This is a genomic window from Gordonia polyisoprenivorans (genome assembly GCF_017654315.1).
Taxonomy (GTDB): Bacteria; Actinomycetota; Actinomycetes; order Mycobacteriales; family Mycobacteriaceae; genus Gordonia; species Gordonia polyisoprenivorans_A.
Genome location: NZ_CP072203.1, coordinates 971,944 through 993,215 on the forward strand (window position 1 = coordinate 971,944; position 21,272 = coordinate 993,215).

Annotated in this window: 20 protein-coding genes, 1 tRNA gene and 1 pseudogene; 14 read left to right on the plus strand and 8 right to left on the minus strand. The window is 63.7% G+C overall.

The genetic code is table 11. The features are described from left to right. Positions 1–21: 21 nt before the first annotated feature. Both J6U32_RS04410 and J6U32_RS04415 read left to right on the plus strand, forming a co-directional pair. A complete protein-coding gene (locus J6U32_RS04410; protein ID WP_208793714.1) occupies positions 22–1,848 on the plus strand; it encodes a glycosyltransferase in 1,827 nt (608 codons plus the stop codon). Further along, positions 1,814–3,358: a glycosyltransferase family 39 protein gene (locus J6U32_RS04415; RefSeq protein ID WP_208793715.1), complete on the plus strand. Its 1,545-nt coding sequence runs from the start codon at positions 1,814–1,816 to the stop codon at positions 3,356–3,358. Before J6U32_RS04410 ends, J6U32_RS04415 begins: the two co-directional genes overlap by 35 nt. 712 nt (positions 3,359–4,070) lie before the next feature. Here J6U32_RS04415 and J6U32_RS04420 read toward each other — a convergent pair. After that, a complete protein-coding gene (locus J6U32_RS04420; RefSeq protein WP_348273369.1) occupies positions 4,071–4,973 on the minus strand; it encodes an alpha/beta fold hydrolase in 903 nt (300 codons plus the stop codon). 49 nt (positions 4,974–5,022) lie between these two features. Here J6U32_RS04420 and J6U32_RS04425 point away from each other — a divergent pair, with 49 nt between their 5' ends. Further along, positions 5,023–5,499, plus strand: coding sequence for a MarR family winged helix-turn-helix transcriptional regulator (locus J6U32_RS04425; protein ID WP_208793717.1), 477 nt, complete (start codon positions 5,023–5,025; stop codon positions 5,497–5,499). Positions 5,500–5,508: 9 nt separating this feature from the next. Here the strand turns inward: J6U32_RS04425 and J6U32_RS04430 are convergent, their stop codons facing one another. From J6U32_RS04430 to J6U32_RS04450, 5 genes are all read right to left on the minus strand, one after another. After that, positions 5,509–6,387, minus strand: a complete 879-nt coding sequence (locus tag J6U32_RS04430) for a TIGR03619 family F420-dependent LLM class oxidoreductase (protein WP_208793718.1) — start codon at positions 6,385–6,387, stop codon at positions 5,509–5,511. A 140-nt stretch (positions 6,388–6,527) separates the two neighbouring features. Continuing rightward, entirely contained in the window at positions 6,528–7,442 is a 915-nt protein-coding gene (gene glfT1, locus J6U32_RS04435; protein ID WP_280118973.1) for a galactofuranosyltransferase GlfT1, read from the minus strand. Continuing rightward, on the minus strand, positions 7,439–8,260 hold the full coding sequence (gene wzt / locus J6U32_RS04440; protein ID WP_006369281.1) for a galactan export ABC transporter ATP-binding subunit Wzt/RfbE: 822 nt from the start codon (positions 8,258–8,260) through the stop codon (positions 7,439–7,441). Before wzt ends, glfT1 begins: the two co-directional genes overlap by 4 nt. 23 nt (positions 8,261–8,283) lie before the next feature. Continuing rightward, complete coding sequence (wzm, locus tag J6U32_RS04445) at positions 8,284–9,132, minus strand: galactan export ABC transporter permease subunit Wzm/RfbD (RefSeq protein ID WP_165776348.1); 849 nt, start codon at positions 9,130–9,132, stop codon at positions 8,284–8,286. 67 nt (positions 9,133–9,199) lie between these two features. Then, positions 9,200–9,778: a bacterial proteasome activator family protein gene (locus J6U32_RS04450; protein WP_425324106.1), complete on the minus strand. Its 579-nt coding sequence runs from the start codon at positions 9,776–9,778 to the stop codon at positions 9,200–9,202. Positions 9,779–9,873: 95 nt separating this feature from the next. Here J6U32_RS04450 and J6U32_RS04455 point away from each other — a divergent pair, with 95 nt between their 5' ends. Continuing rightward, positions 9,874–11,070 carry an aminotransferase class V-fold PLP-dependent enzyme gene (locus J6U32_RS04455; RefSeq protein WP_208793720.1) on the plus strand — a complete coding sequence of 399 codons (1,197 nt, stop codon included), beginning with the start codon at positions 9,874–9,876 and terminating at the stop codon, positions 11,068–11,070. 73 nt (positions 11,071–11,143) lie between these two features. Beyond that, positions 11,144–11,620: a MarR family winged helix-turn-helix transcriptional regulator gene (locus J6U32_RS04460; RefSeq protein ID WP_208793721.1), complete on the plus strand. Its 477-nt coding sequence runs from the start codon at positions 11,144–11,146 to the stop codon at positions 11,618–11,620. A 55-nt stretch (positions 11,621–11,675) separates the two neighbouring features. Here the strand turns inward: J6U32_RS04460 and J6U32_RS04465 are convergent, their stop codons facing one another. Then, the gene (locus tag J6U32_RS04465) at positions 11,676–12,653 is read right to left on the minus strand and encodes an NAD(P)H-quinone oxidoreductase (RefSeq protein WP_208793722.1); all 978 of its coding nucleotides are present in this window, start codon (positions 12,651–12,653) and stop codon (positions 11,676–11,678) included. Between the two features lie 161 nt (positions 12,654–12,814). Between J6U32_RS04465 and J6U32_RS04470 the strand changes: the two genes are divergently transcribed. The 8 genes and pseudogenes from J6U32_RS04470 to J6U32_RS04500 all read left to right on the plus strand — a co-directional run bounded on the left by J6U32_RS04470 (position 12,815) and on the right by J6U32_RS04500 (position 18,359). Continuing rightward, positions 12,815–12,899, plus strand: a tRNA-Ser gene (locus tag J6U32_RS04470). Positions 12,900–13,258: 359 nt separating this feature from the next. Further along, positions 13,259–13,867 carry an MspA family porin gene (locus J6U32_RS04475; RefSeq protein ID WP_244332593.1) on the plus strand — a complete coding sequence of 203 codons (609 nt, stop codon included), beginning with the start codon at positions 13,259–13,261 and terminating at the stop codon, positions 13,865–13,867. A gap of 108 nt (positions 13,868–13,975) precedes the next feature. Next, on the plus strand, positions 13,976–14,347 hold the full coding sequence (locus tag J6U32_RS27220) for a hypothetical protein (RefSeq protein ID WP_244332595.1): 372 nt from the start codon (positions 13,976–13,978) through the stop codon (positions 14,345–14,347). Positions 14,348–14,451: 104 nt separating this feature from the next. Continuing rightward, positions 14,452–16,824 (plus strand): hypothetical protein, encoded by a 2,373-nt coding sequence (locus J6U32_RS04485; RefSeq protein ID WP_208793724.1) that lies wholly within the window; start codon positions 14,452–14,454, stop codon positions 16,822–16,824. A gap of 207 nt (positions 16,825–17,031) precedes the next feature. Next, the gene (locus tag J6U32_RS04490) at positions 17,032–17,415 is read left to right on the plus strand and encodes a hypothetical protein (protein ID WP_208793725.1); all 384 of its coding nucleotides are present in this window, start codon (positions 17,032–17,034) and stop codon (positions 17,413–17,415) included. A gap of 138 nt (positions 17,416–17,553) precedes the next feature. Then, positions 17,554–17,841 (plus strand): hypothetical protein, encoded by a 288-nt coding sequence (locus J6U32_RS04495; protein WP_208793726.1) that lies wholly within the window; start codon positions 17,554–17,556, stop codon positions 17,839–17,841. Continuing rightward, positions 17,828–17,974: pseudogene (locus J6U32_RS27225) on the plus strand (ISL3 family transposase); the annotation flags it as partial. The gene J6U32_RS04495 and the pseudogene J6U32_RS27225, both read left to right, overlap by 14 nt. Beyond that, positions 17,970–18,359: a polymorphic toxin type 37 domain-containing protein gene (locus tag J6U32_RS04500; protein ID WP_208793727.1), complete on the plus strand. Its 390-nt coding sequence runs from the start codon at positions 17,970–17,972 to the stop codon at positions 18,357–18,359. The pseudogene J6U32_RS27225 and the gene J6U32_RS04500, both read left to right, overlap by 5 nt. A gap of 248 nt (positions 18,360–18,607) precedes the next feature. Here the strand turns inward: J6U32_RS04500 and J6U32_RS04505 are convergent, their stop codons facing one another. Next, complete coding sequence (locus J6U32_RS04505; protein WP_208791341.1) at positions 18,608–19,918, minus strand: ISL3 family transposase; 1,311 nt, start codon at positions 19,916–19,918, stop codon at positions 18,608–18,610. Positions 19,919–20,393: 475 nt separating this feature from the next. Between J6U32_RS04505 and J6U32_RS04510 the strand changes: the two genes are divergently transcribed. Beyond that, positions 20,394–20,924, plus strand: a complete 531-nt coding sequence (locus J6U32_RS04510; RefSeq protein ID WP_208793728.1) for a hypothetical protein — start codon at positions 20,394–20,396, stop codon at positions 20,922–20,924. The last annotated feature ends 348 nt before the right edge of the window (positions 20,925–21,272 follow it).

The following is a 21,272-nucleotide window of genomic DNA, read 5'->3' on the forward strand; positions in this document are numbered from 1 at the left end:
TCCACCGAATATCGAGGGCCGATGCAGCAGGAAAATGACCGGATGTTGGTACAGCGAACTCTGTTCGCCGGGCCGAATCCCCGTGTGGTTCCGGGGATGTACGTCGACGCCAACGCCGCGTTGGTGCGCTCGGATCGGACCGCGGTCCGGATGGAGTCCGGTGCGATCCTCAGTACCAATACGTATTTCGGCCGATTCGCCGCAAGCTATTGGCAGCGTTACACCACGATCTCGTCGGTCCGGCTGGAGTTCGATCACGAGTGCGCGCCCGATGCGCTGTTGCGAGTGGAGATCAAGGCCTCCGATCCGAGCGGGCGGTGGCGTCCGATCGACGCCGTCGAGGTGACCGGTCATGGCCGGGCGGTTCTCGACCTCGACGTTCGGCGCTTCGTCGACGGTGGCGCAATCTGGTTCGACGCCACCGCAATCGGCGGTGGTGCACGGATCTGGGAGGTGACGTGGTCGGTGCCGCGGCCGCAGCGCAACCGGCTGATGTCGGTGGTGATGTGTACGCACAACCGTCCCGCCGACGCCATCTCCACGCTGCTCACCTTGGCCTCGGACCCGGTGGCGCTGGACCTGATCGAGTCGGTGTACGTCGTCGACCAGGGCACCGCGCGCGTCGACGCCCACGAGGACTTTCCGAAGGTCAAAGATGTTCTGGGGCACCGGCTTCAGTACCTGATCCAGCCGAATCTCGGTGGCGCGGGGGGATTCAACCGCGGCATCCACGAGCTGACGAAGACCGGCGAATGCGCGACCGACATCGTCGTCATGGACGACGACATCCTCTGCGAGCCGGAGACGGTGGTGCGCCTGTCGGCGCTGGCCAACAATGCATCCCGCCCGGTCATCGTCGGCGCGCAGATGCTGTTGTTGTCGGAGACCTATCGCGTGCACATGACCAGCGAGTGGGAGGCTCTCGACGAGCTCAAGGCCGGAACTCCCGGTGCTTTCGGCAAGTCGGGGCTCAACGCGCTCAAGAAGCATCAGGATGCGCGCAGCGACGCCGGCTGGAACGGCTGGTGGACGTGTCTGTTGCCGGCCGAGGCAGTCGTTGCCGCGGGGCTGTCGTTGCCGCTGTTCTTCCAATGGGACGACATCGAGTTCGGCATCCGGGCCCGCAAGGCCGGATTCGCGACGGTGACCCTGCCCAATGCCGGTGTGTGGCATGCCGATTTCCACCTGAAGGATTACGACGACTGGTCGCGATACTTCAGCTGGCGGAACGCGCTGATCGTCGCCTCGATCCACGGGCGGTTCGATCCGACGGAGGTCGCCACCACCGTGGCCCGCGAGATCACCGGGCACATCGTCTCGATGCAGTACGGACTGGCCGAAACCTTCCTGCTTGCGGTACGAGACTTCATGTCCGGCCCGTCGATCCTCGCCGACGGTGGACGCACCAAACTCGCCGAGCTGTCGGAGCTGCGCTCGCACTATCCCGACACGGTGCGCCACGAAGCCGTCGAAGGGTTGGTCGGCGACCCGCGCATCGTCACCAAAGGCCATGAACCGCAGGACAAGAAGCTCGATCAGGTGATGGTCAAGCGGGTGGTGCAGCAGGTGCTCGGTCGTGTCGGCGGTGGGCGGGTGGCCATCCCGGCACACAGCGCCCGCTGGTGGCATGTGGGTCTGTTCGCGGAGGCGATCGTCACCGACGCGTCGCAGACCGGCGTCCGAATCCGTCGGCGTGACAAGCAGATCGCGGTGCGACAGCTTCGCGAGCTCGCCACGCTGTGTCTGGACCTGCGAAAGAATGCACCGGCGTTGGCCGCGCAATGGCAGGCGGCGCTGCCGGAACTCACGAGTCATGAGAACTGGCAACGACTTTTCGACGGCGACTGAGGCGCCACGCACCGACCGGCGGCGATTGCTCGTCGCCTGCTCGGTCGTCGGTGTGGTCGGTGTGCTGTTCTCGGCGCTGGGTTCGTGGCGTCCGTCCTTCTGGTACGACGAAGCCGCCACCGTCTCGGCGGTCGATCGCAGCTACGCGCAACTGTTTTCGCTTGTGCACCACACCGACGGTGTGCACGCCCTGTACTACCTTGTGCTCAAGCTGTGGACGGCGCTCTTCGGGTTGTCGGAGTTCTCGGTGCGTTTACCGTCGGCGATCGCGGTCGGCGCGGCCGCCGCGGCGTTGGTTGTGCTCGCGAATCGCTTGTGGGACCTGCCCTTCGGGGTGATGGCCGGGCTGGTGCTCCTCACCGTCCCGCGGGTGATGTGGGCGGGCAGCGAGGCCCGGTCCTATGCGGGCACGCTGTTCTTGGCGGTCGTGCTGACCTGGTTGCTCGTCGTGGCTGCCGACCGTGGCCGATGGTGGTGGTTGGGCTACGGGGTCGTTGCGATCGTTGCCGTGATGTGGTTCTTTCTCGCGGTCACCCTGCTCGTGGCGCATGCCGCTTACCTGGTGTTGTGGCAGCGCAGCGCATTTCGTGGCTTCGGTGTCACGGTGATGGCAGTGGTGATCGTCGTATCACCGTTCGCCTGGTGGGTCCACGGTCAGCGTGGGCAGATCTCGTGGATTCCGGAGATGTCGGTGCAGCGGGTGGTGACCTACGCCCTGTGGGAGTTCTTCGTCGGGTCGTGGCCGTATCTGATCGTCGCCGGTGTGGTGGTGGCCGTCGCGCTCGTGGCGGCGGTGTTGACGTGGTCGGTCGAGCGCACCGGGCTGTTCATACTCGCCTGGTGTTGGCTGTTGGTTCCGGCAGTGGTGGTTTTCGCCATCTCGTGGACCGGGACCCAGTTGTATGCCCCCAGGTATCTGGTGTTCGCGGTGCCCGCCCTGGCCCTTCTGCTTGCGTGGTCGGCGAGGACGGTGGCCCGCGAGAACCGGTGGATCAGCGTGGTTGTGCTGGTGGCGCTCGCAGCTGCCGCGACACCGGAATACCTCGCTCAGCGTGGCCCGTACGGCCGTATGGGCGGCACCGATTTCTCCGCCGTGGGCGACTACATCGGTGAGCACGCCGCGCCAGGGGATTGCGTCGCCTTCGACGGAGCGCCGTCGTGGAGTCCGGAGTCGCAGCGGGTGGTGTTGCAGACCAAGCCGGGGGACTTCGCCGGCCTCCGCGACATCGGACCGAAAATCGATGCCGCGCAGTCGGGTCGACTGTGGGACGTCCCGAAGCCGGTGTCGGCGTACCGAGGGTTCGCGCAGGGCTGCGCGGTGATGTGGGTGGTCACCGACGGTGAACGTTCACGCGCATCGGTGCTCTACCCCGGCGGCATGTCGGACTGGTTCTTCCAACCGTTCCACTTCACCAATTCGGAGCTTTACCGAGAGATCTCGGCCGCCGGACTCCACATCACCGGCCGCAAGCAGTTCAACCATTCGCAGGTCGTGCGCATGCAGCGCTGAGCGGGACCGAACGCCCGGGCACGCTTCTTCCCATCGCTCAGTCGGTCTTGAGGTTCGCCGCACGTGGCTCACACCTCGACCAGCGATTGATGAATCGGGCCGTTCCCCATCCCGGTGGTCGAGGTGCCGAGGAGCGCCAGCGGCGAGCCTCGAGACGGTGAGGATTAGGGGTGCAGCCGTATTAGGTTGTGGGTGATGGACCGGGGTGTGGCCCTCCTCGAGACTGACTTCGTGTCCTGAACAGGACTTGTCCGCTCTGGTTCATCGGCCCCGGCCCGGGTGTGCGGGTTGCTTGATAGGAGCTTGACCTGATGACGTAGCCGCGTCATCTGTGTCCCGTCAATAGTCTTGCCTGCCGCTCTCCCGGGCCGGAACCAGTGTTGGTTCCCTACTGGAATGGAGAGAACACGTGACTAGTGTGACGGATTGCCGAGTTGGGTGACGATGGTGGCGAAGAGTGCCTCGGCGTCAACGTCTTTGACGTCGAGAGTTGTGGTGGTGTGGATCATGGGCCCCTCCCCGGTGGCTGATCGGTACCATGCCTCCATGGCACTCGAGCATACGGAGTAAGGCAAGGTGTTCGACAGATCTGTGCAGGGAAAGGTGCTTGTGGACAACGGGATTGAGTGCCCAGCCCACTCAAATTGCATGTCGGTGGGGTGTGATGGGTGACTGTCGGCATTCGAGTTGCATCGGTTCGACGCTCCGCGGGTCACCCACCGGCAAACTGGGTGCACGTGGAAGTGAGCACTGTGGTGACGGCCGGCTGTGGCAACATGGGAAGTGAGTGGTGCGTGGCCCCATCGATGATGTCAATATGGCAGTGAGGCAGAGAGTTTCGGGCAGAGTCGGCGATCTTGCCGACGTCGTGGACTCTGCTGTTTGCGGCGAGGATCACCGACACCGGCACCGCCAACCCAGCCAGGGTCGCCGTCTTCGGTCGACGCGGGACGCGTGGTCGAGTAGAGGGGAAGTGCGCGGCGCCGATCGCTGACAATTCGAGCCACTGATGATCCAACGCGGCACCGCCGGTTTCCCATTCGAGAAACTTCCGCTGTCGAGAGCGACTCGGCCGCAGCAGAATCGGTACCGCGTGGGCGAGGTATTGCATCCGCATTGGTCCGAAACATGAATTGGGGTCGAGTAGCACCAGTCCGCTCACCTGTTCCGGATGCCGGAGTGCAAAGGCCAGGGCGACCATCGCGCCGTAGGAGTGACCGACAAGGATGGGTCGGGCTGCGTGCAGAGATGTCATCGTCGTTTCGAGCCACTCGAGAACATCGTCGACCGACCGAATGCGGTCTCGTCCAGGGACGGAGAGCCCGGGGTCTCCGATGAAGTCCACCGTGTGACACCGCCGGTGCCGGCCCAGAGATCGGGCGACGGCGAACCACTCCGTCAGTGTCGCACCGGCTCCTGGCAGGAGCATGAGATCCGTGCCGGTGCTGCGGCCCCATGATGTCGTGTGAGTCGTGCCGAATCGGGATGGCAGATCGGCGTCCGTGGCGTCTGTCGGCCAGCGCTCACGCAGAGCTTGGTAGTGGTCGAAGAACTGGCGACCGGCATGGGTTGAGGTGAACGCGTGTGCATCGGCCATATCAGTCCCCTCAAACATCGTTTAAGTTGATGAACAAGGTAATTGATTGATGAGGTACTGTCGAGCGGTGGCCCGCGACGACAACCTCGACGATTCGCGACCGGAGTATCGGCTCATCCGTGATCTGCGAGCGTTGACGGTCGAATTGGACCTATTCGGAGCGCAGTTCGCGAAATCCGAGGGACTTCACTCCACGGATCTGCGGGCGTTGATCATTCTGCTGGAGGCCGAATGCGACGGCGGGGTGGCCACGCCGGCGGTGCTCGGTCGGACCCTTGGTGGACTCAACTCTGCGACAGTAACCGCGATTCTTGATCGGCTCGAACGAGCCGGGATGGTCGTGCGAACACCGGATTGCGACGACCGGCGCCGGATACTCGTCGGGGTGACCGAACATGCGCGAGCGGTCGGTCGCGGCTTCTTCGGACCGCTCATCATTCCAGCAGTGGAGGCACTGAAGGCCTACGATCAAACCGAACTGCGGCTCATCGAGCGCTTTCTCGACGATATGACGCGAATCGTCACCGACGTGCGGAAGAAGTGATCGCTGCCCTCAGCCGTTGACCTTGGCGATCACATTGTCGGCGTACCAGTTCAAGTGATCGAGCTTCTTCTGTAGGGGTTCGGTATCGTCGCCGACGATGTAGGGCAACCGGAAGCCGACGATGACATCGGTGATGCCTTTGTCCTCCAAACGTTTACAGCCATCGACGGTATAGGCGTCGAGCGAGATGACGTGAATCTCGAAGGGATCGTTGAGTTTTCCCTCGGCCTTGCGGATGTCGGTGATCTTGTCGAGCAGGGCGTCGAGTTCCTCGGGCGGTCCACCGCCGTGCATCCAGCCGTCGCCGCGGACCACCGCTCGGCGTAGTGCGGCATCGGCATGGCCGCCGACGAGCAGGGGAATCGGTTCGGTCGGCGCAGGGGCCATCTTGATCTTCGGGATGTCGTAGAACTCGCCGTGGAACTCGAAGTATTCCCCGGAGGTGAGCCCACGGAAGATGTCCATGCACTCGTCCATACGCTTTCCGCGCCTGCGGAAGTCGACCCCCATGAAGTCGTAGTCCTCGGGCCAGGGGCTCGTGCCGACCCCGAGCGCGAGCCGGTTGTTGGTCAGGTACGCAACCGAACTTGCCTGTTTGGCGACGAGGGCCGGCGGGCGGACCGGTAGCTTGAGTACGAACGGTGTGAAGCGAATCGTCGAGGTGACCGCTCCCAGGGCGGCCGCCTCGATGAAGGTCTCGATGAACGCCTTGCCCTCGAGGAACTCCCGGTTGCCGTCGGGCGTGTACGGATAGGTCGCGTCGGACTCCTCGGGGTAGGCGAGTGAGTCCGGAATCGTGAACCCCGCATAGCCCGCTGCCTCGGCGGCCTGCGCCAGCGGCGCGTAGTAGGCCGGATCGGTCATCGCCTCGGCGAAGGTGAAACGCATGCTCTACTCCCCGGATAGCCCGTCGTGGTCCGTCTCCACAGTAGAACATGTTCTAGTTTTGTGGGGCAAGGTTCGGGAAGGGCAGCGCTAACGCCGCGAGACAGCTCGATCGGGGTCGACAAACCGGGGTGAATCACCCCTCACTCCGGCCGGACGAACCGCTCCCGCCGGCCGAGCCGCTGCAGGCGCAGCCACTCGGAGAAGCCCTTGACGTCGTGCTGTTGTACCAGGAAGTACCAGCCGAATCGTGCATACTCCTGCGGGAGCAGCTTGCGCATCCCGGGCTGGCTCATCAGGTAGCCGCGGTTGCGGTAGGTGAAGAATCGTTTGGTCGGGTTGTCCGGGTACTGGGTGTGCATCCGGCCGCCCATGATCGGCCGGAACTCGTCGGAGCCGTAGGGGTGCAGATACGCAGTGGTCAAACAGGTTCCGAATGGCAGACCGGACCGCTGCAGCCGGCGATGCATCTCGACCTCGTCACCGCGGAAGAACAGACGCAGGTCCGGCACGCCGACCATGTCCAGCGTGTCCGCGCGGAACAGGGCTCCGTTGAACAGCGACGCGATGCCGGGCAACAGATCGTTGCCGCTGTCCTCGCCGTTCTCGAACAGCTCGGAACGCTTACGCCGCCAGGCGATTCCGCGTCGAAGCGGAAATGCAAGGGTGTCCGGATCGTCGATGTTGACGACCACCGGTGACACCTCGGCGAGGTCGTGGCGGGTCGCGCAGCCCAGCAGGATCTCGAGAACCTCGGGCCCCTCGGGTCGGCCGTCGTCGTCGGCGCACCACACCCAGTCGGCGCCGAGGGCCAGTGCGTGCAGCATGCCCAGCGCGAAACCGCCCGCCCCACCGAGATTCCGCTCGGACCCCAGATACGTTGTCGGAACAGGCTGAGCGGCAACGAGTTCGGCGACCGCTGCCTCATTGGCGTTGTCGACGACGACGATGTGGCCGACGGGCCGAGTCTGCGTGGCGAGGACCGACAGTGATGCGGCCAGCAGCTCCGCGCGGCGATGGGTGACGACGACCGCAACGATCTTGTCGCGCATGCTCATTCGGCGGTGTCGGCTTCCTTCTTCAGGCCGTCGAGAACCTCACGCACATGCGATGCTGCCTCGGGGCCCTCATAGGCGTTCACCACATCCTCGATGCCGCCGTCCATGCGCACCTCGCCGTGATCGATCCACAGGGCGCGGTCGCACAGCTGCGCGAGGAACTCGTTGGAGTGGCTGGCGAAGACGAGGATGCCCGAGCGCTCCACGAGCGCCTCAAGGCGGGTCCGCGCCTTCTTCATGAACTCGGCGTCGACGGCGCCGATGCCCTCATCGAGGATGAGGATCTCCGGATCGATGCTGGTCACCACGCCGAGGGCGAGTCGCACCCGCATACCGGTGGAGTAGGTGCGCAGCGGCATGTTCAGGTAGTCGCCGAGCTCGGAGAACTCCGCGATCTCGTCGGTCTTCTTGAGCATCTCCTTGCGGGTCAGTCCCAGGAACATGCCGCGGATGATGATGTTCTCGTAGCCGGAGATCTCCGGATCCATGCCGACCCCGAGGTCGAAGACAGGCGCGACGCGGCCGGTCACCTGACAGTGGCCGCGCGTCGGCTCGTAGATCCCCGACAGCAGTCGCAGCAACGTCGACTTACCGGCACCGTTGTGCCCGACCAATCCGACGCGATCGCCGTGCTCGAGATGCAGATTGATGTTCTTGAGGGCCTCGACGACGATCACGTTCGACGCATTGGCGCCGATCACGCCGCCGGCCGCACCGATCACCGATTTCTTCAGCGAGCGCGTCTTGGCGTCGAATATCGGGAAGTCGACACACGCATCCCAGGTGTCCACCCGGACAGTGCTCTTGCTGGTCGCCATGGTTGTCGCCCTATCTCCGCCGGTCACACCCAGTAGGCCACGCGGGCGCGGTAGTTGCGCATCACGGCCAACGCCATCAGCCAGCCGACGATCGTGCAGCCGATCACGACCGCCCAGTGATAGAAGGCCACCGACTCACCGAGCAGCGGGCCGCGCGCGATGTCGAGGTAGTGATACATCGGGTTGAGTTCGACGAGTTTGAGTCGCTCGGACTTCTCTCCGGTCTGCTTGCCGAGGTTCTCGGTGGTCCAGATGATCGGCGTCATGAAGAACACCAACTGCACCGCGGTGGTCAGCAACTGGCCGATGTCGCGGAAGCGGGTCGAGAGGATGCCGAAGACGATCGACACCCACACACCGTTGATGACGAACAGCGCGATGGCCGGGATGACCAGCAGGGCAGTCCAATTCAGCGGCTGCGGGAAGATGATCAGGATCGCGATATAGATGACGATGTTGTGGGCGAAGATGATCAGCTGCCGCCATACCATCCGGTAGACGTGCACGCTCACCGGCGACGGCAGCTGTTTGATCAGTCCTTCGTTCTTCGAGAACACCTCGGCGCCCTCGAGGATCGAGTTCTGGATGAAGTTCCAGAAGATGAACCCGAGCGTCACGTACGGCAGGAACGACTTGATGTCCATGTGGAACAGCTCGCCGTAGAGCAGGCCCATCGCGACCGCGGTGACACCGGTGGCGATGGTGATCCACAGGGGACCGAGCAACGAGCGGCGGTAGCGCTGCTTGATGTCCTGCCACCCGAGATGCAGCCACAGTTCGCGGGCGTTCAGACCCGCCGACAGGTCGTCGAACGCCCGGCGCATGGACCGCGACGTCGCACCTGTGGGCGGCGGTGGGACCCGCCCCTGCATCACTTCGGCTGACACGAGGCCACAGCATACAAGCGCCGGGCCCACCGCCGGCGTTCAGAGGTGCCGATCAGAGGTACTGGCCGGTGCTGCCGTGTCCGCCCGCCGACGGTGTCATCCCCGGTGGCAGCGCACCCTGACGCATCTGCTCGAGTTGAGCGCGAGCGGCCATCTGCTGGGCGAACAGTGCGGTCTGGATGCCGTGGAAGAGCCCCTCGAGCCAGCCGACGAGCTGGGCCTGGGCGATCCGCAGCTCGGCGTCGGACGGGGTGGTGTCGTCGGTGAACGGCAGGGCGAGCCGCTCGAGCTCCTCGCGCAGCTCCGGTGCCAGCCCGTCCTCGAGTTCGCGGATCGACGACTCGTGGATCTCGCGCAGCCGGTTGCGGCTCGCCTCGTCGAGCGGAGCCGCACGGACCTCTTCCAGGAGTTGCTTGATCATCGTGCCGATCCGCATGACCTTCGCCGGCTGCTCGACCATGTCGGCGACGCTGGAACCGTCGGAGGACTCCGAGGACGAACCCTGCGCCGCGGCCTGGGTACCCAGCGGCGAGTCGGCACCCAGGATGACGACCGAATCGTTGTCGGTCTCGGACGCTCCGTCGCGATCGGGGGTGCCGAAGGGATTCGCATTGTTGCCGTCAATGACCATGTCCTCCATTGTGCCCAACCGGCTTGCGCCCGACGTACGGAACCGGTCATCGGATACCCGCTGATCGGCGCACAGGCCGCGTCTATCGTGGGGCCATGCCCTTCGATGTCGCCCATGCGCGTGGACTTTTTCCCTCGCTCGGCGACGGCTGGATTCGCTTCGATCCGCAGGCCGGGATGGTGATCCCGGACTCTGTGGCCAGCGCGGTGTCCCGTGGGTTCCGCCAGCTCGGGGCATCGGCGCGGGGGCGGTATCCGGCGGCGCGCGAGACCGCCGATGCCCTCGACGGTGCCCGTCGGGCCATCGCCGACCTGGTGGCCGGGCAGGCCGCCGGCGTGGTCCTCGGACCGTCGCGGTCGGTGTTGCTGTGGACGCTCGCCGAGGCGATCAACCCCAACACATGGCTGTCGGGCAACGTCGTCGTCAGCCGCCAGGACGACGAGCCGAACATCCTGCCGTGGGTGCGCGTCGTCGACCGCGTCGGTGGCACGCTGCGGTGGGCCGAGATCGACGTCGAAACCGGAGAACTGCCGGCCTGGCAGTACGACGACCTGATCGACCGGCACACCGCTGTGGTGGCGGTTCCCCTGGCCTCGTCGACGCTGGGCACCCTCACCGATGTCAGCGACATCGCCGCGCGGGCGCGGGAGGTCGGCGCGATGGTCGTCGTCGATGCGTCGAGTGCCGCGCCCTACCTTCCGCTCGACATCGACGAACTCGGTGCCGACGTCGTCGTCGTGTCCGCCGAACGGTGGGGTGGGCCGCGGATGGCGGCGATGGTCTTCGCCGAGCCGCGGGCGATCGACCGGTTGAACACGATGTCATCGGATCCGCATGCGGTGGGGCCTGAGCGACTCGAGATCGACGAGCATCAAGGCGCCCTACTGGCCGGCGTGGTGGCTTCCGTCGAACATCTCGCAAGTCTCGACGAGACTGCTCTGGGTAAGCGTCGGCGACGACTGACCACTGCTCTCGACGGCGTCAACGAGTACCTGCAGCGGCTCGGTTTCTACCTCATCAACTCACTTGACCAGCTCAATCACGTGTCGGTGATCGGCAAGAGCGACAACCGGGTCCCGTTGGTCAGCTTCGCCGTCGACGGGGTCGGGGCCGACACCGTGGTGCGCAGACTCGCCGACAACGGGATCTGTGCGCTCGCCGACCTGCCGAGCCGTGCGCTCGCCCGCATGGGCGCCGGCGATTTCGGAGGAGCTGTCACCGTCGGGCTCGGACCGTATTCGACGCCGTACGAGGTCGACCATCTCGTGCGGACACTCGGTTCGCTGGCGTGAAGTGGACAACTTTTGTCGGTCGCCCGACCCACTGAGTTAGTAAGTTCTGCTCTGGTGCACTATTTTGTGGAAAGTGAACACCGAGGAGTCCGCGCGGCTGTCCGACGACGAGTTGGCCGTGTGGAGTGCTTTCGTCGACGGGGGCTGGGCCCTGATGGCCGAGGTGACCGCGGGCTTCAGCGCCGCGGGGGTCTCGGTCAACGACATGCGGGTGCTCGAGATCATCGCCGCCCGTGAAACGATCGGGATCAGTGAGATAGCCGCGGCCATGCATGCCGGCGTGAGCACGGTGTCACGCGTGGTCGCCCGCCTCATCGAGGACGAAATCCTCGAACGTGTGCACTCGCGCTCGGATGCCCGGCACCGACTGGTCCGCCTCACCGACCACGGACGGGCCCAACTGCGCGCACAACTCGACATCCGCGACGCGGTGGTCCGTAAGCATGTCATCGAGGTGCTCACCACGGAGGAGTTCGAGTCCCTCCGCCGCATCTTCGGCAAGATCCGCGACGGCTCCTCGGCCCGCCCCTGTTCGGACGGGCTCGGCTGAGCCGCCAGCTCTTGGCGCCGGGGGTAACCGGCTTTGGGTGATCAGTCTGCGGTGATCAGACTGCGGCCACGCGCAGCAACACCTTGCCGATCGCCTCGCCGCTGTCGAGGCGATCATGCGCTGCCGCGGCGTCGTCGAGGTCGTAGACGCTGTCGATGACCGGCAGCACCTTGCCCGCCTCGATCAGCGGCCAGGTCACCGTTCGCGTGTGCGTGACGATCTGGGCCTTGCCGCCGTCCCCATCGACCGGTCGGGATCGCAGCGTCGTCCCGATCACCGACGCGCGTTTACCCATCAGCGCGGCGATCGACAATTCGGCCTTGGTGCCGCCCTGCATGCCGATGATGACCAGGCGGCCGCCGGTGCGCAGCGCAGAGATGTTCTGCGCCAGATACTTTGCGCCGATGATGTCGAGGATGACGTCGGCGCCTCCGCTTTCGGTGATCACCTCCACGAAATCGTCTGTGGCGTAATTGATCAGGACGTCGGCACCGAACCCGGCGCATCGATCGAGCTTCGCCGCGGTACGTGCGGTGACGGCGACGCGGGCGCCGAGTGCGTGGGCGAGCTGGATGGCGTGGGTGCCGATACCGCTCGATCCGCCGTGGACGAGGAGCAGTTCACCAGCTCGCAGGCCACCGGCCTCGATGACGTTGGAGACCACCGTGCACGCCACCTCCGGTAGCGCCGCCGCGTCGGCGAGAAGAACCCCGGCCGGGACCGGCAACACCTGCGCCGCGGGAACCGCCACCCTCTCGGCGTATCCGCCGCCGGCGAGCAGTGCGCACACCTCGTCGCCGACAGACCAGCCCGACACCCGTGCCCCGACCTCGCTGATCCGGCCCGAGACCTCGAGCCCGAGGGTCTCCGGCGCGCCGGGCGGCGGCGGATAGTTGCCGCGACGTTGGAGCAGATCGGCGCGGTTCACCCCGGCCGAGACGACGTCGATGACGACCTCGCCGAGGTCGGCGACCGGATCGTCGATGGTGGAGACGGACAGATCGCCTGACGAAGAAACGGTGACGGCACGCATCACCCGATCGTGGCACAGGGCGGCCACTGAGCGCGGTCGGTGCTGGTAGGCGCGCTGCGTGCACGGGCCGCATCCACCAGCTGGCGACGCGTCAAGAGATCGATGACGACCCGTGAGCCGATTCGGCCGGTTGCAGGGCCCTCACGTACCCTTTTCGGCAGGGAAGCGTGGCAGAGCGGCCGAATGCACTCGCCTTGAAAGCGAGCGTGGGTAAAACCACCGGGGGTTCAAATCCCTCCGCTTCCGCAGTTTGATGAGTCGCGGCATCGTTGACATTCGGTGTCGCGGCTCATCGCTTTTGTGTGTCGAGGTGGATGGCCGGCTGTCTAGATGTTGGGGAAACGGCCTGACTGCCGGTCTGTGTCCCCATTCTTGGGGATTGTTTCCGGTCCGGAATTCTCGTGTGTCGCTGTGACCAGCACACTTGCCGAATCAAGGAAACCGATGTCGATCTTTAGGTTGCCGAACTCTGTGGGTCGTGCTTGGGTATTCGAGGACAGTTCAGAATCTGGTATCACATTTTTGTTGTGATGCACTGATGTGGTGAGGGGGTTGCCGTGGTGTGCGATGGCAGTCGGGTGTGGGGACGATCGCGGCTGACAGGTGTGTGTGCGGCGCTGGCGGTGGCCGCGTCGGTGGTCGGGGCGGGTGCATCTGGTGCTGCCCCGAGTTCGTTTGCTGATCAGCAGACGACCAAACGGACGGATGACGGGTGGGTGGTCTCGGCGATCAAGTCCCATGAGCAGGTGCGTTCGGTGCCGCCGCTTAATCAATCACCGTGGACCCGTGAGGGTTTCCTGTCCTTGAAGGGTGAGGGTGTGATCGCCGGGTCGGGTTCGGTGCCGGTGCAGGCGGGCACTGTCGCAGCAGGGTTTCAGATCGGCTGCAACACTGATGTGACGTCGGGCGCCACGGTCGGGATCTCCGGTGGCCCGTCGGCGCAGATGAACATTTCCTATCCGCCGGCGGTGGTGATCGGTGCGACGGTCACCCCGAACATCTCTACGACGTTGCGGCCGGGCACGATCGCCGATATCCCGTTCGGGTCGAAGAAGATGCAGACCGGGAAAGCCGGCATCACCGTCGACGGCGTGCATGTGAAGGTCGACGGCTGTTTGGGGCCGGTCGCCCTCCGCGCGTACGTGACGGTGAGTGTGTCAACAGCGTTGAACGACAACACGATCAACGTGTACGGCAAACCCCACTACCTGTGACCCGTCGGCATTGGCCTCCACCCCGTCGTGCGTGGTTGCGCGCTGCGTGAGTCACGACGTTGTCTCTGCTCGTTCTTCGATTTTCTCCAGGAAGGGCTGTGATCCCGTATGACTGCTCCAACTTCATCGTCTGCATCGGGAGGCGCGCACCGTTTCGACGCCGAAGCGCCGACCACCGAACTCTCCACGACGGCGGACCACGCCGGTCGCTCGGCCGATGAGGCTGACCCGACTCCTGCGCCGGACGATCCCTCCAATAGCGGTGGGGTGCCGGTGCTGAAGGTGGTGTTGTTCCTCGTTGGCTGCGTGCTGTTGGTGCTGGCGGCGGCGAACCTGTCGAGTCTTGGGGTGTGGTCGGGCCGGTGGGGTGTGATCCCGGTGTTCCTGGTGTTCTTTCTGGTGATGTCGATTGCCGGGCGCTGGTTCTGGGCCGGTGCGGATGCGATCCTGGGTGCCCTGATGTGGGGCAACAAGAAGTGATTTCCGGCAGTCAGCGATACGACGATCGCCCACAAGGGCCGGTGACGGTGAAGCCTCGTCGGGGGCGTCACCGGCTTCCGCACCGCCGGCTCGGCGCCGGCCTGGTGGCCGCTGCGGTGTTGGCGATCGGCGGTGGGGTCACGGTAGCCGCACTCGGTAGCGATCCGGCTCCGGCACACGCCGATGCGTTGTGTGATCAGATGCGCGCCCAGTACGGCTCGAACTGGCCGTGTATCTCGGTACCCACCAACACCTTCCAACCGACCACGAACACCCCGGCACCCACGACCGGCGCCAACGGCGCGGGCTCGGGTGGTCCGCAGGTCGGTAGCAATATCGGGCCTGGACCGGGCGAAGGCAACGGCACACCCATCGTGACTGTGCCCGGACAAGCTGCCCCGCAACCGCCACCAGGTGTCGGCAACGGCGGACCGGCACCAACCACCCCGAACGCTGGCGGTGTCCGTCCGACCGCATCGCAACCGGTACCCCCGGGCGACACCACCGGGCAGGTTCCGGTGGTGCCTTCTATCGCTGTTCCTGCGGTGACGCCGGTACCGGGCGCGGTCACTGCGAACCCTGAACCAGGTACCCCGCCCCATGCGTTGGATTCCGGCTCGAAGCAGCCCGACATCCCGCTCGCGGCATGGGTCGTGGCAGGTGCGGCGGCATTCGCTACGGCGAATCCGCGGGCACGCCGCGCAGCGTCCGCTGGCGGGCTGCGGAGTTGGTCGTTGTTGCGGCGTGGCGGATCAGAGCGGGCGACGGTGGGTCAGTCGCAGCTGGTGTTGATCAATGACCCGAGCAGCCCGAAAAGCTATGTGTTCCAAGAAGATGTCCCACCAGGTGGGCATATCGGGGTGAATCCGGACGGGTCAGCGACCGTCTACGACGCCACCGGGAAACCAGTCAGCCAGATCGCGAAACCATGGGCGTTCGATGCCGCTGGTCGGCCACAGAAGACCTGGTACACCGTCGATGAGAACGGTGACCTGGTCCAGCACGTCGAACCCGCACCGAACGCGCTGTATCCGATCCTGGCGGACCCGTACGTGTGGAACGGATCAGAATGGGTCTGGACGGACCCCAGCACGCTTGAAGTACTTCCGTCGATTTCGCAAACGCCGGGAATGGTCAGCAATAACCCACAGGGCTCACCTCCCGCTGGCCCGCCACCGCAGCAAGGCGTCACAGCGCAGGACATACCAGATGTGCTCGGCAACCCGCCGACCAGTGGCAATCCGACGGTCACTTCGTCCGGGAATACTTGGGGAGCCGATACGACGCTCACTCCTAACGGAGACGGCACTGTTACCGGTTCCAACACCTACTGGGTCACCCCTAAGTACGGAGATCTGATCACGGTCACCCGGCCTTTGACCGCCGAACAGCAGCAGCTGCTGACCACACTCATACCGAACAGTCGAGTAGAGACGGCGCCGAATGGTGACACGGTGTTTACGCCGACCACTCAAGCTGATGGGCTCACGGCGCAGGATATCGTCAACCTCACGAATGATATGCCCGAACCCGGGCAGAACCTCCGGCTGCAAAACGGTGGAAATGCAACAGTTACGAGGATGTCCGATGATGCTGGAGTCGTTTATGACACCCTGCATCTCTCCCTTGCCAACGGGCAGACGTTCACCACGACTACGGTAAACAAGGCGCTATCGGTTGATCACGTCGAGCACGGCGAGAGTCCACTAGGCACTCCGTCGGAACGTGTTGTTCTGCAGGATGGCTCGAGTTCGACGCGCTACAGCCAGACAATTCCAGAGCTCGGTAACCGCACCGTTGACTATCTCGAGGTTCGTGATACTACGGGTAAGCTGATTTACACCGTTGTCACCTGGGATGAAGGAAACCAGGAGTACGGCTATGTCCGCTACGGGGACGGGACGAATCCGAACTGGATACAGTATCTGACACCAGACGAGATTGCGACGCTCAACGATCCAACGCCTGAAGAGGCGCTAAACCTCCGCGAGCGGATCGGTGAACACGTCCGGAATCTTGAGGAAAACCCCGACGCCGCACCATCGAACGCACCAGATGCGATGGCGCAGGCAGCTGGCGGGCTGGCGATCGCTGGAACTGGGCTATCCACCGAAGGTACGGTCGCCAGCGGCCCGTTGGCCCCCTGGGTTTTGGGCGCAGGCGTCCTGCTCCTCGCTGCGGGCGGTATATTGGCAGCCACATCGAATGACTCATCGCCCGAGCCAGGACGAAACGAGCTGGGACAATTCACCGACGGCAACGGTGGGTCGAACAACGGAAAGGCGGCAGAGGATACGAAGCTGGACGAGCTGGAACAAACAAACCCGGGGCATTCGTCAGAAGAAGGCCGCACGCCTGCCAGGCTTCCCCACGCCTCGATACTACGACGGTCTGATACCAAACGGCGACGGCACCTACACCGGCGTAGAGATAAAGAGTGGCACTGCCACAAAAGACGCACGTCAGAGAAGCTTTGACAAGGCCGTGGCGCCTGACAACCCGGCCAGGGTAAAACTACCCAATGGTGATACAGTTGACGTTACTGGCGTGCGCGATTATGAGGTTCCCGCCATACCCAATACGTCCGCAGGGGGAAATTAGAGATGGCGACTCCGACACATCTACTTACGGATTTTCCGGACACGGCATGGATAGGTCCGCACGAGACTCTTTACAACTTCCGTATGCCATTTCTGGCGTTCGACGGCGTGAATCGTTCGACCCGCACGCTGTCTCGATTGGTGCGGCCGGGATGGCGTGACGAACTATCCGCGGAAGAAGTAAAACTAAGTCAACATGAGTTCATTCAAGCCGCAGGATCGTCAGAGAAGATGACCGTCGAAATTCGAAAGACTGATAAGAATGGCGATGGCACACTTTTCACCGTGGGCCGTCTGCACACTGACCCGGATTCGGGCAATCCGGGGGTCGAAATTAGGTTCGGTTCCCATGCGCTCAAGGTCTACGAACATGAAGTTTTTGATGCCGAAGAAGCTGCCAAATTGTTCTACTCGTATTACAATACTGGAGATATTCCACCGGAATACTATCTACGGGCGCACCGCTGACCCTGCGAGGACTGCTTCAATTATTCGCACTGCGCGGGCTAACTATCGGTATGCGGACAATTCCGAGGTGCTATTCAGCCCTATGTCCGACGAACTTCTCTCTTGAATCGCTCGCCTATCGATATATAATAGTAATATTTGAACGACGATCAATTCTCCCAGCTCGACACGCAGATGAAGCAAATGTTCAAGTATATGCAGACAGCATTCACGCGTGTCGACCAGCGATTCGATGCGACGGATACGCGTATCGATCGTGTAGAGACGAGTGTGAACGAGTTGTCTGGTCGCGTCCCGTGTATTGAAGAAGAGATGTCGGTTGTTCGCGGCGACGGTCGCGACCTTCGTAGCGAAATGCATGATGAATTTGCGCTCGTACGGAAAGACGCCGACGACCGCCAAGATGTGACCCATGACGCAGCGTAGCGCTATTGCCGACACGATTTGCCGCACGATCGAACTCGGCGTCACCATCACCGACGCCGCCATCGACGGCGAAGACCGCACCCACCTGTTTTGCCAGCTCCTGGACCCGAAGGACTGCTGCCCGGCGTGTGGCAATCATGACGTGGCTGCTATCCCAAGCCATCAACGGCGCCGAAGCCTTCCGCCACGCACTGCAATGGCTATGGGACCAACTACACATCGACAACAACAACTCGCCCACAAATGGCAACGGCGCGGATGTTCCTCATCCTGAATGGGGGAGCGGCAACCACGCCAACAAGCTGCCGACAGGCGGTGAAGTACCCTATGTACCGCCGAAAAATATAGAGCGCAAACCTGATGGATCTCCAAAGCCGAAAAGGGGTGGGGGTTTTCCGGATGAGAAGGGACGGATATGGACTTGGGACAAATCCGGGCACGGTGGTGAACACTGGGATGTCACCGACCCTAAGACAGGTAAACACATCGATGTATATCCGAACGGGCACACACGATGACATCTGATAGTCGGAGCCGTGATTCAGGGTTTGATCTACCCGGTTGGGCCGATTCTCGGCTGGTGGTGCGAGTTGCCGGATACGGTGACGAGCCCTTCGTGATCAGCGGTAACCCACACACTTTCCGAGGGCTGGTGAGCGTCTTCAGCCTCCGTGACCGTGTGGGGCAATCTGCACATCCTCGCGACATCATCGTGCAGTCGGAGTACGCGCGCGGGTACTTGTCAGGTTATCTGGCTCTTCCTAATTCAGAGTGCATTCAGGCTTTCTGCGAGTTGGCCGGAGTGGATGAGTGACCGCAAGATGTAGTGCTTGAGGTTGCGGAACCCGAGTGCGATACCCCGGAGGTGCTCGAGGCGCCCGTTGATGGCTTCGACGGGGCCGTTGGAGGCGCCGGTGTCGAAGTAGGCGAGGATCTCGGCACGTCGGGCCCACAACGACCGTCCGAGTTGCGCTACCTCGGCGAGGCCGGCGGGTAGGCCGGTATGGATACGTTTGAGCAGCTTGTACATCGCGATCTTCCCGTCCCGCTTGTTGGACTGGTCGTAAGCGTCGATCAGATCCTGATAGATCGCGTAGGTGATGGCCACCGCCACGTGCTCCTCCCGGGCGTCCAGGCCCGTGCGTAGGCGGGTTTTCTGGTTATCGGTGAGCAGCCCGATCCGGGTCAGCAGGGTGCGGCGGATGCCGTAGAGCGGATCCCCGCTGCGGCCTCGATGTCCGCACGTATCCTGTTGCACGCGTTGACGACACAGGGTGAGTTTCTCTGCGGCGAGGTGTACGACGTGGAAGGGGTCCATCACTGCCCGTGCCTTGTCGAGGGATTCGGCGGTGGCGGTGCGGTAGCCGGTGAACCCGTCCATCGTGACCACCCGGATACGGTCGCGGAACGCCGGATCACGCGCGTCGAGCCAGTCCTTCAACGCGGCTTTGGAGCGCCCGGCGACCATATCCAACAACCGGGCCGGACCGGTACCGTCCACGATTGGGGTCAGGTCGACCAGTACCGTCACGAAACTCGGATCACCCTGGCCGCGAACATGTTTCCACTTGTGTTCATCCACGCCTAATACGCGGACGCCGGCCAGGCGTGCGGGTGCGGCGGCCAGCGTCTTCGCCGCCTCACACGCCAGGGTGTTGACGGTGTTCCAGCTCAACCCCACCGCGGCCGCCGCCGCGGTGACCGACATCTTGTCGCAGATCATCGACCGCATGATCCAGGTGGTGGTACGGCGGGTGACCTGCGCACGCGGGGCCACGATCGCGCCCAGGTCGGCCCGGAACACCGACGTCGCGCAGGCGTCGTTGCCGCACGTGTAGCGGGGCACCGTCAGGTGCAGCCGGGTCGGATGCCCGACGATCGGCAGATCGGCGACCTCACGGTCGACATGATCACGCAACTGCCCGGCCTGCCCGCAGGACGGGCACATGTTCTTCGGGTCCAGGAGCTGGCAGAACAGGTGGGTACGGTCCTGGCCGTCGACGGCGGCATCGGTGATCGTCACCCCCAACTCGATGGTGCGGCAAATCGTGTCGGCAATAGCGCTACGCTGCGTCATGGGTCCTGTGAGTGTTCGGATGAGTGTGTAGGAGCTTTCATCTTCACACCACAGGACCCGCCCACATCACGCGGCTCACACCCGCAAATCCGACCTACATCTTGTGGTCGATAGAACCTGTTTCACGCACCGTCAATCCTGAAGAGCCGGTTATCTGTCGGGAAACGAACCAGCTCCTCCCTCCACGGGGTTGCTCGAAGGTGCCCGGTGGGCGCGTGAGCGGGACTTTTTTCACGCGTTTGAGCGTGAACTGCCGGTGGAGCGCGGTGGGCTGTTCGCGGTGAACGCCGCGTCTGCAGCCGACCCTACAGCCGACCCATTCGACCTTCTGGGCAGCATGTTCGAAGCGCTCGAGAGCACGTCGGGGTTCTGGGCGTCAGCACGATGGGTACCCGTCAGTGCTGACCACGTGCCAGCGATGCCTCTTCGTACGTCGGAGGACGTCCGGACTATCGACGCGTGGTTAACGCCACCGATGGCGCTGGATGCGTGGGTTCCCCAGCACGAAATCCGTGTGGTCAATGCGGATACCACCGCGGTGCCCGGTGCCGCGGTAGAGCTGGTCATCCATATCGCGACCGGGGACGGCCAATCACTGGACAGTGTCGCAGTGACCATCAATATCGAACGACCTGAGATGTTGCATGGCGCTGTCAGTAGTCAGGGGTCGCCTGACGAGACACCGTTGAGGGCCGTGTTCAACGGTGTCGTCGACGGACTTCGCCCCGACGTAGCCTCGGTGTCCGGTGGCGCTGCACTTCGTGCATGCAATGGCTTCGGGCTCGATCCTGCTGGCGATGGTGCGCTGATCAAAGGTATTCCTGGGTGGCTTACGTACCTGGGACCGCGCGTTCTCCACCACATCCACATCGACGATGCAACGTTAGACCCGGAAAAGTTCAGCGCGACTCGATCGGGCGCAGGGTTGCTTATTGGGTACGTTGAGGGGTTGTCCGCACTCGGGGTCGACGACGCAAACCAGATAGCAGCAGCGCTCGCCGTCTAGACGGTATGAGGAGGTTCGGGGCCGAAGGCCTCGAGCTGCAAGTTGGACGTGGATTGCCAGATCACACTGGTAGAGCCACATTGCAGACTGTCCGAGGCCTCCGGTGATTACTCAGGGTACAAGTGTCGGTGTGGACGTCCATGCGCGATCTGTGGTTGCGCACGCACGTGATGTGTCCAGCGGCGAGGTTCGCACAGCGCGGTTGACACCGGACTATCGGTCGATCATCGTCTGGTTACTCGCGTTGGTCGGCCCGGTCGAGGTCGGTGACGAAGCCGGGCCGACCGGTTTCGGCTTCTACCGGGCGATCGTCGCCGCGAGTATGGCCTGCACCGTGGCAGCGCCGTC